General features: G+C 70.0%; 11 protein-coding genes. 5 read left to right on the forward strand and 6 right to left on the reverse strand.

Annotated features, from left to right (window positions below; genetic code table 11):
- Nucleotides 1-4 precede the first annotated feature (4 nt).
- Both coaE and C9J87_RS13830 read right to left on the reverse strand, forming a co-directional pair.
- On the reverse strand, nucleotides 5-595 hold the full coding sequence (gene coaE, locus C9J87_RS13825) for a dephospho-CoA kinase (protein ID WP_107705840.1): 591 nt from the start codon (nucleotides 593-595) through the stop codon (nucleotides 5-7).
- A 2-nt stretch (nucleotides 596-597) separates the two neighbouring features.
- Nucleotides 598-1,020 carry a MarR family winged helix-turn-helix transcriptional regulator gene (locus C9J87_RS13830; protein ID WP_036490879.1) on the reverse strand — a complete coding sequence of 141 codons (423 nt, stop codon included), beginning with the start codon at nucleotides 1,018-1,020 and terminating at the stop codon, nucleotides 598-600.
- A gap of 88 nt (nucleotides 1,021-1,108) precedes the next feature.
- On the opposite strand from C9J87_RS13830, the gene C9J87_RS13835 reads away from it, so the two are divergent.
- The gene (locus C9J87_RS13835; protein ID WP_107705809.1) at nucleotides 1,109-2,920 is read left to right on the forward strand and encodes an ABC transporter ATP-binding protein; all 1,812 of its coding nucleotides are present in this window, start codon (nucleotides 1,109-1,111) and stop codon (nucleotides 2,918-2,920) included.
- A 34-nt stretch (nucleotides 2,921-2,954) separates the two neighbouring features.
- On the opposite strand, the gene C9J87_RS13840 is transcribed toward C9J87_RS13835, so the two are convergent.
- From C9J87_RS13840 to C9J87_RS13850, 3 genes are all read right to left on the reverse strand, one after another.
- Nucleotides 2,955-3,809, reverse strand: coding sequence for a sulfotransferase domain-containing protein (locus C9J87_RS13840; RefSeq protein WP_107705810.1), 855 nt, complete (start codon nucleotides 3,807-3,809; stop codon nucleotides 2,955-2,957).
- Nucleotides 3,810-3,812: 3 nt separating this feature from the next.
- Nucleotides 3,813-5,078, reverse strand: coding sequence for an aminotransferase class I/II-fold pyridoxal phosphate-dependent enzyme (locus C9J87_RS13845; RefSeq protein ID WP_107705841.1), 1,266 nt, complete (start codon nucleotides 5,076-5,078; stop codon nucleotides 3,813-3,815).
- Between the two features lie 90 nt (nucleotides 5,079-5,168).
- Nucleotides 5,169-6,116 (reverse strand): GlxA family transcriptional regulator, encoded by a 948-nt coding sequence (locus C9J87_RS13850; RefSeq protein ID WP_107705811.1) that lies wholly within the window; start codon nucleotides 6,114-6,116, stop codon nucleotides 5,169-5,171.
- A 93-nt stretch (nucleotides 6,117-6,209) separates the two neighbouring features.
- Here C9J87_RS13850 and C9J87_RS19695 point away from each other — a divergent pair, with 93 nt between their 5' ends.
- Both C9J87_RS19695 and C9J87_RS13855 read left to right on the forward strand, forming a co-directional pair.
- Nucleotides 6,210-6,368 (forward strand): hypothetical protein, encoded by a 159-nt coding sequence (locus tag C9J87_RS19695; RefSeq protein WP_157953205.1) that lies wholly within the window; start codon nucleotides 6,210-6,212, stop codon nucleotides 6,366-6,368.
- 34 nt (nucleotides 6,369-6,402) lie between these two features.
- Nucleotides 6,403-7,671 (forward strand): class I adenylate-forming enzyme family protein, encoded by a 1,269-nt coding sequence (locus C9J87_RS13855; protein WP_107705812.1) that lies wholly within the window; start codon nucleotides 6,403-6,405, stop codon nucleotides 7,669-7,671.
- 68 nt (nucleotides 7,672-7,739) lie between these two features.
- Here C9J87_RS13855 and rpsA read toward each other — a convergent pair whose 3' ends face one another.
- Entirely contained in the window at nucleotides 7,740-9,230 is a 1,491-nt protein-coding gene (gene rpsA / locus C9J87_RS13860) for a 30S ribosomal protein S1 (protein ID WP_010833398.1), read from the reverse strand.
- Between the two features lie 424 nt (nucleotides 9,231-9,654).
- On the opposite strand from rpsA, the gene C9J87_RS19700 reads away from it, so the two are divergent.
- The gene (locus C9J87_RS19700) at nucleotides 9,655-10,260 is read left to right on the forward strand and encodes a hypothetical protein (RefSeq protein WP_157953206.1); all 606 of its coding nucleotides are present in this window, start codon (nucleotides 9,655-9,657) and stop codon (nucleotides 10,258-10,260) included.
- Complete coding sequence (locus tag C9J87_RS13865; protein ID WP_157953207.1) at nucleotides 10,215-12,254, forward strand: Ig-like domain-containing protein; 2,040 nt, start codon at nucleotides 10,215-10,217, stop codon at nucleotides 12,252-12,254. The genes C9J87_RS19700 and C9J87_RS13865 overlap by 46 nt, the downstream gene beginning before the upstream one ends.
- Nucleotides 12,255-12,443: the final 189 nt, after the last annotated feature.

Raw genomic sequence — 12,443 nt, forward strand, 5'->3', positions numbered from 1 at the left:
GTCTTCAGGCCTCGGACCGCAGCGACACGAACACCGCGACGACCCGGTCACGGAGCTCGTCGATGGTGCCGGTGTTCTCGATGACGTGGGTCGCGATCGCCAGTCGCTGCTCGCGGGAGGCCTGGGCCGCGATCCGCGACTCGGCGTCCTCCCGGCTCCAGCCACGGTCCGACACCATGCGGGCGATCTGCAGCTCCGGCGGGCAGTCGACGACGATGACGGCGTCGAAGGTGTCGGCGCGGCCGCCCTCGGCCAGCAGCGGGATGTCGTGGACGACCACGTCGTCGTCGCCCGCGGCCTGCTCGAGCGCCACCATGCGCTCGAAGACCAGCGGGTGCACGATCGCCTCGAGGCGCTTGCGGGCGGCGGCGTCGCCGAACACCAGCGACCCCATGGCGGCCCGGTCGAGGTCGCCCTCGGGCGTCAGCAGCCCCGGACCGAACTCCGCCACGACCGCGTCCAGCCCGGGCGTGCCCCGCTCCACGACCTCGCGGGCGAGCGCGTCGGCATCGATGACCACCGCGCCCAGCTCGCCCAGCATCGTCGAGACCGTGCTCTTGCCGGAGGCGATGCCCCCGGTCAGTCCCACCCGCAACGTCACGCCTGCTCTCCCAACTTCGTGAGGATCCGGTCAAGGGTACGGCGATCGCGCTCGCTCAGGACGTCGAGCACGCGTTCCGCGGCCTGCCCGCGGACGTCCTCGATGCGCCGCAGCAGGAGCCGGCCCGCGGGGGTCAGCGCCAAGGTCGTCGCCCGCCGGTCGGTGGGGTCGGCGGCACGGGCGATCCAACCGTGCCCCTCCAGCGCGTCGGCGACCTCGGTCGCCGAGCGTGGCGTGATCCGCAGCCACGTGGCGAGCACGGAGGGGCGCACCGGCTCGGAGGAGGCGATCACCTTCAGCGCTCTCGACTGCGCCGGGGTGATCCCCCACGCGTCGAGTTCCTGGGCCGTCTCGCGACGGATCATCCGGGCGGCTGCCATCAGCAGGTCTCCGGTCGAGTCGGACGCGGGCGAATCCATGGGAACAACTGTAGTGGCATCTGCGTTGTAGCCTCATAGTGAGGTTACCTCACGAATACTTTTCCCGAATCAGAGAGGAGCTGGTCGCGTGGATGACCACTCAGGCTCCCGCCGCTCCCGCAGCGGCCGTCCCGACCCCGCCGACAAGCGGCAGCTCGCGGACCACCCCGTGCCCCTCGCCCGGATCGCGCGCCTGTTCGCGCCGCACCGCGGCACCCTCGCCCTGGTCATCGCACTGATCATGGTCAGCTCGACCATCGGCCTCGCACAGCCCTTCCTGGTGCGCCACGTCATCGACGAGGCCCTGCCGCGACAGGACGTGCGCCTGCTCGTCCTGCTCGTGCTCGCCATGCTCGGCGTCGCGATCGCCACCGCCGCCATCGGCGTCGTGCAGACCTGGCTCTCGACCTCCGTCGGCCAGCGCGTCATGCACCGCCTGCGCAGCGACCTCTTCGCCCACCTCCAGCGTCAGTCGCTCGGCTTCTTCACCCGCACCCGCGGCGGCGACGTCCAGTCGCGCCTCGTCAACGACATCGGCAGCATGCAGAGCGTCGTCACCAGCACCGCCACCTCGATCGCGGCCAACGTCACCGTCGTCGTCGGCACGGCCGTCGCCATGGCGGCGCTGAGCTGGCGGCTGGCACTGCTGTCGCTGGTCGTCCTGCCGCCGGCGGTCCTCCTCACCCGCCAGGTCGCTCGCATGCGCCACACGATCACCGCCCAGCGGCAGCGCCGGCTCGCCGACCTGCACGTGCAGATCGAGGAGGGACTCTCCGTCAGCGGCGTGCTCCTCACCAAGACGCTCGGTGTCGGCGGCGCCCTCAGCACGCGCTTCGAGGAGACCTCGGCCGACCTGGTCGACCTCGAGATCCGCTCCCGCCTCGCCGGTCGCTGGCGGATGGCCACGATGAACGTCGTCTTCGCCGCCATCCCGGCCGCGATCTACCTCGCCGCGGGCCTTCCCGCGACGTCCGGCGGCATGACCATCGGCACCCTCGTCGCCTTCATCGCCCTACAGGGCACGCTGTTCCGCCCACTGATGGGACTCCTCAACGTCGGCGTCGAGATCACGGCCTCGATGGCGTTGTTCTCCCGGATCTTCGAGTACGCCGACCTGCCGATCGACCTCCCGGAGCCGGTCGACCCCACGCCGCTCCCCCGGCTCGGCGGCGAGGTCCGCTTCGAGCACGTCGGCTTCGGCTACGACGAAGACCGCGACGTCCTCACCGACATCCACCTCACCGTGGCCGCCGGGTCCAGCCTCGCGCTCGTCGGCACGACCGGCAGCGGCAAGTCGACCCTCGCCGGGCTGGTGGCCCGCCTCCACGACCCGACCTCGGGCCGCGTGCTCATCGACAGCGTCGACGTGCGCGACGCGGCCGCCACCGACCTCGCGAGCAGGATCGGCATGGTCACCCAGGAGACCTACCTGATGCACACCAGCATCCGCGAGAACCTCCTGCACGCCCGGCCCGGCGCGAGCGACGCAGAGATCGAGGCGGCCTGCCGCCGTGCCCGGATCCACGACCTGGTCGCGAGCCTCCCCCACGGCTACGACACCGTCGTCGGCTCCCGCGGCCACCGGTTCTCCGGCGGTGAGAAGCAGCGCCTCGCCATCGCCCGCACGCTGCTGCGCGATCCGGCGATCCTCGTCCTCGACGAGGCCACCAGCGCCCTGGACAACGAGACCGAGCGTGCGATCCAGGAGTCCCTCGACGTCCTCGCCCGGGGCCGCACCACGATCACCATCGCCCACCGGCTCTCGACCGTGCGCAACGCCGACCGGATCGCGGTGCTCGACCACGGGCGGATAGTGGAGCTCGGCACCCACGAGGAGCTGCTGCTCCGCGGCGGCCACTACGCCGCGCTGGTCCGCGGCAGCCTCGTCGCGGCTGCCTGAGCATCGCTGGTCGCCGTACGGCGCCGAGGGAGCCTCAGGCCAGGCCGGCCTTCCGGGCGTAGGCCTCTGCCTGCTCGTCGGCGTCCAGCTCGCCGGTGAGCAGGCGCTCGGTCGTCCAGTGGTCCACGGACAGCCCCGTGAGCGCGACGTACTCCGCCAGCTCGGGCTCCAGGGCGCGGGCGAGCGTCATCAGGTCCTCGCCCGTGGGCGGGGTGCCGACGATGGTCGGCGAACCGGCCATCAGCCGCTTCAGCGGCGGGTAGGGCTTGAACCTGCCCACGCCGATGTGGCGGGTCACCCGGTCGAGCGTCGGGTTGGGCTCGGCCAGCAGGGTGGCGAAGTCGAGGAAGAGCCACTGCTCACGTGGGAAGACGCTCAGCCCGTGGCGCACCTGGCCGCCGTAGTAGCCGCGGATCACCCCCGACGCGCGCATGAAGCGCGCGCGCCCGCCCGGCCCCTCGAACTGCGGCGGCATCTCGGTCGGGAAGTCCTCGGGGCGCCACGCCATCATCTCCGGCCAGTCCGGGGCCTTGTCGGGCTGGCGGTCGCGCACCATCACCCACTGGCTCACCAGCCGGTCGATCGGGTCACGGAACACCGCGATCAGGCGCATGTCCGGTCGCTGCTCACGCATCCGCTCCAGTGATCCCGGCATCAGCAGGTAGCGCGGGGTGGCGTCGCCCAGCGCGATGTGGACCGGACGCGCGTGCTCGATGCCGTACGCCGAGTGGTCGACGTCGCGCCAGGTCGCGCCGTCCACGTCGAACCAGCCCATCTCCTTGCGCGGAGGTCGCGCCACCTCGGGATGCTGGTTGAGCATCCACTGCAGCGTCGACGTGCCCGCCTTCTGCACGCCGACGATGGAGAAGGTGAAGGGCAGGAACGGCACGCCTCAGCCCTGCGCCTGCCCGGCGAGCTGCTCGGCCGCCGCGAGCAGCACGCAGGTGGCCACGGCGTCGATGGCCTCGGTCACCTCGTCGAGCGGCGGCATCGTCGGCGCGATCCGGATGTTGGCGTCGTTGGGGTCGTCACCGTGGGGGAAGGACGAGCCGGCGGGCGTCAGGGCGATGCCGGCCTCCTTCGCCAGCGCCACCACGCGCGCCGCCGTGCCGGGGACCACGTCGAGGTTGACGAAGTAGCCGCCGGCGGGCTTGTTCCAGGTCGCGACGTCGTAGGCACCGAGGCGCTCGGAGAAGACCCGGTCGACCTCGTCGAACTTCGGCGCGATGATCGCGCGGTGCTTGGCCATGTGGTCGCGCACACCCTGGGCGGAGCCGAAGAACTGCACGTGGCGGAGGTGGTTGACCTTGTCCGGGCCGATGGAGCCGTTGCCGAGGTGGGCGAGGTACCACGCGATGTTGCCCACGGAGGCCGCGAGGAACGCGACGCCCGCACCGGCGAAGGTGATCTTGGAGGTCGAGGCGAACATGATCGGGCGGTCCGGGTGACCGGCCGCGGCCGCCAGGGTGAGGATGTCGGCGCTCTTGGCCTCCTCCTCGGTGAGGTGGTGCAGGGCGTAGGCGTTGTCCCAGAAGATCTTGAAGTCGGTAGCCGCGGTCTCCATCGAGGCGAGACGCTCGGCGACCTCCTGGCTGCAGATCGAGCCGGCCGGGTTGGCATAGGTCGGCACGACCCACATGCCCTTGATGGACCGGTCTGCCTTGACCAGCGCGGCCACGGCCTCGGCGTCGGGCCCGTCGTCGTTCATCGGCACGGTGATCATCTCGATGCCCAGCGACTCGAGCAGCGTGAAGTGCCGGTCATAGCCGGGGACCGGGCAGATGAACTTGATCGTGTCTTCCTTGCTCCACGCACGGTCGCTGTCGCGGGCACCGAAGAGCAGCATGTAGATCAGGCAGTCGCGCATCATGGTGAGGCTGGAGTTGCCGCCGGCGACGACCTGCTCGGGCTCGACCCACAACAGCTCGGCGAACATCTCGCGCAGCTCGGTCAGGCCGGTGAGGCCGCCGTAGTTGCGCACGTCGGTGCCGCTGCTGTCCTTGAAGCCTCGCGGCAGGTTGAGCAGCTCGTCCGCGAGGTCGAGCTGGGCCGCCGACGGCTTGCCCCGCGTGAGGTCGAGCTTGAGGCCCTTGGCCTTCAGCTCGGCGTAGGCCGCCTGCTGCTCCTGGAGCAGGCTGGCGAGGTCGTCACGGGACATGGCGGAGAGCGGCTGGTGCGTCACACGCGCAAGGCTACCGAGCGCCGGTTCGTCCGCGCGGTGCAGGCTCAGGGATGGAACGCCCGGGGCTCAGGCCGTCTGGCTGAACGTACGGCGATATTCGACCGGGCTCACGCCGCGCGAGCGGCCGAAGTGGTGGCGCAGGGTCGCCGCGTTGCCGAAGCCGACCTCGCCCGCGATCCAGTCGATGGAGTGATCCGTCTGCTCGAGCAGCTCCTCGGCCGCCTGCACGCGCTGGGCCAGCACCCAGCTGTACGGCGTCGTGCCGGTCTCGTCCTTGAAGCGGCGCGCGAAGGTCCGCGGCGACATGTGCATCTGCCGCGCCAGCGCCTCGACGGTGAGCTCCTCGGCGAGGTTGGCCGAGATCCAGGCGAGCAGCGGTGACAGGGCCTCGGACTCGCAGACCGGGACCGGCCGCGCGATGAACTGCGCCTGGCCGCCGTCGCGGTGCGGGGGCACGACGATGCGCCGAGCAGCCGACGCGGCGACGCGGGAGCCGAACTGCTGGCGCATCAGGTGCAGGGCCGCGTCGAGCCCGGCCGCAGAGCCCGCGCCGGTGACCACGGTGCCCTCCTGGACGTAGAGCACGTTGCCGTCGACCTGGGCGAGCGGGTGGCGGGCGGCGAGCTCGTCGACGTGTCGCCAGTGGGTGGTGCACCGCTTGCCGTCGAGCAGCCCGGCCTCGCCGAGCACGAACGCGGCCGTGCAGTGGGCGAAGACGAAGGCGCCACGGTCGTGGGCGTGCCGGACGAGCTCGACGACCTCGGGCGAAGGGTCGAGATAGCCGCGCTTGGGGATGACGCAGACCAGGTCGGCATCGGCCGCCGCCTCCAGGCCGAGGTCGACGTGCAGGTCGAACACGCTGCCCTGGACCCGCCCCGGGCGGGGGGTGGTGACCACGAAGTCGAAGACCGGGTTGTCGTCCTCGGGGTGGTAGGGCTCAGCCCACACCTCGCACATCGCGCCCAGCCCGAAGGGCTCGGCACCGTCCTGGACCACGACCGCGACCTTGTGCATGGGAACACCCTGCCGCACCGATGGCAGTAAATCAACCTACCCTGTCATTCCTGCCACTGGTGGCAGCAATGGAACGAGCGCAAACTTTCTGCCATGACCACTTTCCTCTTCATCCTCGTGACCACCGCCATCGCAGCACTGCTCGTCAGCTACGCACGCCACGACCTGTTCGCCGGTCCGGCCACCCGCGCCGACGACCTCGACGAGCTCGGTCCGGTCGAGCTCCGCCACCACCTCGTCCCCCGCCACTGAGCCCGCGCCGTCCGGGCTTTGCTTGGATGGCGCCATGGACCACGTCGACCTGCGCGAGGGATCCCGGGTCGCCCTGCTGGTGCCCGGCTCCCACGACTACGTGGACCTCGTCATCTCGCTGCTGGCGGCCGGCATCTTCCCGGTGCCCCTCGACCCCGCGCTGACGCCCGCGGAGCGCGAGCGGGTCCTGGCACCGATCGCCCCCGACCTGGTGGTGACCACGACCGAGCAGGTCGCCACCATGGTGGCCAGCGCTCCCGACCACCTCCGTCGCGGTCTGCCGCTCGGGAGGCCTATCCACTGCACGAGTGGCACGACCGGCACACCCAAGGGAGTGTTCTCCGGCCTGCTGCCCCGCTCGGACGCCCAGGCCCTCCTCGCCGAGGAACGCGACCTGTGGGGCTTCTCCCCCGACGACGTCAACCTCGTGCTCAGCCCGCTCCACCACTCCGCGCCGCTGCGGTTCGCGATGGGCACGCTGCTTGCCGGTGGCCGGATCGTGGTGCCGGGACGCTTCGACCCCGAGCGCGTCACGGACGCCATCCGCACCGAACGACCGACCACGATGTTCTGCGTGCCGACCCACCTCCAGCGACTCTTCGCCCACTGGGACGAGTTCGGCACTCCCGACCTGTCGTCGTTCCGGCTCGTCGCGCACGCCGGCGCCCCCTGCCCGGTGGCGGTGAAGCACCGCCTGATCGAGACGTTCCCGGCCGGGTCGACCTGGGAGTTCTACGGGTCCACCGAAGGACAGTTCACCGCCTGCCGGTCCGAGGAGTGGCTCACCCACCCCGGCAGCGTGGGCCGCGCCCGCCCCGGTCGCTCGATCACCGTCGACGACGAGGGCCGGCTCTGGTGCGTGGTGCCTGCGCACGCCCGCTTCACCTACCTCGGCGATCCCCAGAAGACCGCGCAGGCCTGGCGCGAGACCCCCGCCGGTCCGGCCTTCACCGTCGGCGACGTCGGTCGCATCGACGCCGACGGCTACGTCCATCTCGACGGGCGCCGCGACGACCTGGTCATCAGTGGCGGCGTCAACGTCTATCCGCTCGAGGTCGAGAACGCACTGCGCGAGGTGCCCGGCGTCGAGGACGTGGGTGTCTTCGCGATGCCCGATCCCGCCTGGGGCCAGCGCGTCTGCGCCGCGGTCGTGGGTACGGCGACCGAGGCCGACCTGCGCGAGCACGCGGTCGCCGTACTGGCTCCGGCGAAGCGACCGAAGACGTACGTGCACGTGGCCGAGCTGCCGCTCACCGCCACCGGGAAGGTTCGTCGCGACCAGCTGCCCGCACTCCTGGCCTGATCCGCGTCGGAAATGCCGAACGGCCCACCGGCGAGCCGGTGGGCCGTTCGAAGTGGAGCGTCAGACCGTCAGGCCTGGCCGCCCGTGAGCTTCTCGCGAAGCGCCTGGAGCGCCTCGTCCGACGCGAGCGAGCCGCCACCGGTGCCGGTGTCGCCACCGGTCTCGGCGAGGTCGTCGCCACCGGAGGAGTAGGACGTCGCCTCGCTGGCCTCGGCCTCGGCAACCTTCGCCTCGGCCTGCTGCTTGACGTGCGCCTCCCAGCGGGTGTGAGCCTTGGCGTACTGCTCTTCCCAGACGGCGCGCTGGTCGTCGAAGCCCTCGAGCCACTCGCCGGTCTCCGGGTCGAAGCCCTCGGGGTAGACGTAGTTGCCCTGCTCGTCGTAGGTCGCGGTCATGCCGTAGAGGGTCGGGTCGAACTCCTCCACGTCAGCGGCCGTGGCCGTCTCGTTGGCCTGCTTGAGCGACAGCGAGATCCGGCGACGCTCGAGGTCGATGTCGATGATCTTGACCATGACGTCGTCGTTGACCTGGACGACCTGCTCGGGGATCTCCACGTGGCGCTCAGCCAGCTCGGAGATGTGCACGAGGCCCTCGATGCCCTCTTCGACGCGGACGAACGAACCGAAGGGCACCAGCTTGGTGACCTTGCCGGGCACGATCTGACCGATCTGGTGGGTGCGGGCGAAGTGCTGCCACGGGTCTTCCTGGGTGGCCTTGAGCGACAGGGAGACGCGCTCGCGGTCCATGTCCACGTCGAGGACCTCGACGGTGACCTCGTCACCGACGGTGACGACCTCGGACGGGTGGTCGATGTGCTTCCACGACAGCTCGGAGACGTGCACGAGGCCGTCGACGCCGCCGAGGTCCACGAACGCACCGAAGTTGACGATGGAGGAGACGACACCCTTGCGGATCTGACCCTTCTGGAGCTGGGTCAAGAAGCCGTGGCGAACCTCGGACTGGGTCTGCTCGAGCCAGGCACGGCGCGACAGGACCACGTTGTTGCGGTTCTTGTCGAGCTCGATGATCTTGGCCTCGAGGACCTGGCCGACGTAGGGCTGCAGGTCGCGGACGCGACGCATCTCGACCAGCGACGCAGGCAGGAAGCCGCGCAGACCGATGTCGATGATGAGGCCGCCCTTGACGACCTCGATGACGGTGCCCTCGACGACGCCGTCCTCTTCCTTGACCTGCTCGATGGTGCCCCAGGCGCGCTCGTACTGTGCGCGCTTCTTGGACAGGATCAGCCGGCCTTCCTTGTCCTCCTTCTGGAGAACGAGGGCCTCGACCACATCGCCCACGGAAACGACCTCTGAGGGGTCGACGTCGTGCTTGATCGAGAGCTCGCGGGACGGGATGACACCTTCGGTCTTGTAACCGATGTCGAGGAGGACCTCGTCACGGTCCACCTTGACGATGGTGCCTTCGACGATGTCGCCGTCGTTGAAGTACTTGATGGTCGCGTCAATGGCCGCGAGGAAGTCCTCTTCAGAACCGATGTCGTTGATCGCGACCTGGGGCGCGTCGTAATCGGGAAGAGCGGAGATGGTACTCGTCATAAGGGAAGTGATTCCTTGGATGGATAGAAGTCGTTCGGACACGCGCAGAAGCCGGTTTCACCACCGATGAGAGATGACGAGCGAGAGTCCGCTCCGTATGGGACGCAGGCAGACCTCTGGCGCACGCCCGAGACTACGCGGGTGCCGCGAGGCACGTCCAACTGGGAGGCCCCTCGGCCCCCACTCCTCTCACACGACTTCTGACCCAGGCGGGGTGGACCGCAGACCCGATCGGTCTAGACCAGTCCGTCCGATATTCGCCAACACGCGAGATCTGCCCCCGTTCTTGGACGTTTGCCCAGATATTTGCGGTGGACGACATCACGGGACCGCCGAGAAGCCGTTTGTTCAATAAGCAGCTCTCATCGGGACGGCTGCACAACCGAGAGGAACCATCGTGGCGAAACCTCGCTTCAGAAGTGTCTTGGCCTCGCTCACGACCCTGGCGCTGGTGCCGGGACTCGCAGCGGTTTCGCTGGCCGCTCCGGCCGCCGCCGAACAGCTGCCCGCCTCGTACTCCGGCTCCACCCACAGCGACATCGAAGACATCACGGTCCTGCTGGGCGGCGCCAACGAGACCCACGTCATCTCCGGTCACGCGACCACGGCGGTCGACAGCGACGCCACCGTGAAGAGCGCGGCGACCGCATCCAACCTCGATCCGGCGGTGCTCGGCACCTCGATCCCGATCGAGGAATACCACTCCGAGCAGCCCGCCGGGCCTGCCGCCGACTCGGGTACGTTCCTGCCGGTGACCGAGCTGGCACCGGCGGTCTCGCTGGAGGCAGGGTCGGGCGCGACGTCTGCCGCTTGGGCGGGCGACCTCGCCTGCGTTCCGGCCGGCACACCCCTCGCGCAGTCGTTCACCCAGGTGGACGCGACCACGGTTGCCGACAACGTGGTGCCCACCCTCACGGCCGCCGAGCTCGGCGTGATCACGACCACCGGCACGGTCGAGCTGATCCCAGCGGCAGCACGAACAGCGTGCGCGCCACGGCCGAAGGCACCGTCGGAGACATCGACCTGCTGACAGTCGCGGGAGTTCCCACCGCGACCGTGACCGTCACCAACCCGACGAAGCTCGTGGTGACCCACGACGGCGCGACCCGCACCGTGGACTACACGGCGCCCGACGTGACACTCACCGTGGCCGGTCAGGCCCCGCTCATCATCTCCAGCGGTGGCAATGGTGGCAGCGACGGCAGTGGTCCGATCACGATCCCCGGCGTCGCGACAGCGGAGATCAACGTGAGCGTCCTCGACGCTCCGACGACGACCGCCACCGGCGCGACGATTCCCGCCGTGCTCTCGATCGACGTCACCATCGACGCCCTGGTGCTCGGCACCGCGCTCGCTGACGTGCACATCGGCCTGCTGCCGCTCACCGCCGACGCGACCGCACCCACGGGTGGAGTCGAGTGCGTCGCACCTGACACCACCGCACCCGCAGCCCCGGTGATCACCGGTCCGACCGGGACCGTGAGCGACACGACGCCGGACATCGTCGGCACCGCCGAGGCGGGCTCGACCGTCACGGTCACCGTCGACGGCGTGGTCATCGCATGTGTCGGTGAGCCGATCGTGGCCGCCGCTGACGGCAGCTGGACCTGCACCCCGGTCACACCTCTGGCCGAAGGTCCGCACACCGCCACCGCAACCGCGACCGACGCCGCGGGCAACGTCTCACCCGCCTCAGCCCAGGCCGACTTCACCATCGCCGCACCCGCGGACACCACCGCACCCGCAGCCCCGGTGATCACCGGTCCGACCGGGACCGTGAGCGACACGACGCCGGACATCGTCGGCACCGCCGAGGCGGGCTCGACCGTCACGGTCACCGTCGACGGCGTGGTCATCGCATGCGTCGGTGAGCCGATCGTGGCCGCCGCTGACGGCAGCTGGACCTGCACCCCGGTCACACCTCTGGCCGAAGGTCCGCACACCGCCACCGCAACCGCGACCGACGCCGCGGGCAACGTCTCACCCGCCTCAGCCCAGGCCGACTTCACCATCGCCGCAGCCGCGGACACCACCGCACCCGCAGCCCCGGTGATCACCGGTCCGGCTGAGGGCACGTCGACCACCGACACGACTCCCACGGTCACCGGCACCGGCGAGCCGGGAGCGACGATCACGGTGACGGAAGGCGGCACCACGATCTGCACCGCGACCGTGGCTGCCGACGGCACCTGGAGCTGCACCCCGACCACGCCGCTCACAGCTGGTTCGCACACCCTGGGCGCCACTGCTACCGACGCAGCGGGCAACACCTCGCCTGCTGACACGGTGACGTTCACGATCGCGGCTCCGGGCAACCCGGACCGTGACGGCGACGGTCTGCCCAACGGCATCGAGACTGCGGCCGGCACCAACCCGGACGATCCCGACACCGACAAGGACGGCCTCACCGACGGCCAGGAGGTCGACCACGACGGCGCCGGTCCGGACAAGGGCACGGGCACCGACCCGCTGAAGGCGGACACCGATGGTGACGGGCTCAAGGACGGTCAGGAAGTGAACACGACCAAGACCGACCCGCTGGACCCCGACACCGACAACGACGGGCTCAAGGACGGTCCCGAGGTCCTCGGCATGACCCTCAAGGAGCGCTTCGAGGTCTGCGGCAAGCGGGTCAAGAACAAGATGCGGGTCACGACCAACCCGTTGGTCAAGGACACCGACAAGGACGGGCTGACCGACGGCCGCGAGGTCAACGGCTACCGGATCAAGCAGGTCGTCTTCGTCACCCGCTCGGGCGACACGATCACGATCGGCAAGACCCGCTCCAACCCGACCAAGGCCGACACCGACAAGGACGGGCTGTCGGACAAGGCCGAGAAGACCGGTTCGGCGAACAAGAAGTGGAAGCGCCGCAAGACCGACCCGACCAAGTGCGACACCGACGGCGGCGGTGTCAGTGACGGCCGTGAGGTCAAGCTCGGATCGGACCCGACCCGCATCATGTCGGGCCCGAACGACCTCAATTCGCGGATGGCCGGCAGGGGCTTCCCCCTGGGCGGCTGATCCTCGGCTCCTCTCCGCACCAACGCTGGGCGTCGGACACAGGTCCGGCGCCCAGCGCTCAGTTTCCACCCACCCCTCGACCCTGCTCGTGCAGGCGTGACACCGATCGCTCTCCGTCGTTGGAGGGGTCGGACGATCATCGGGGTCGTTTGCAACAAACCGGGGACCCACCACGACCGACAGAGTCGA

This window comes from Nocardioides allogilvus, from assembly GCF_003047285.1.
GTDB classification, from domain to species: domain Bacteria; phylum Actinomycetota; class Actinomycetes; order Propionibacteriales; family Nocardioidaceae; genus Nocardioides; species Nocardioides allogilvus.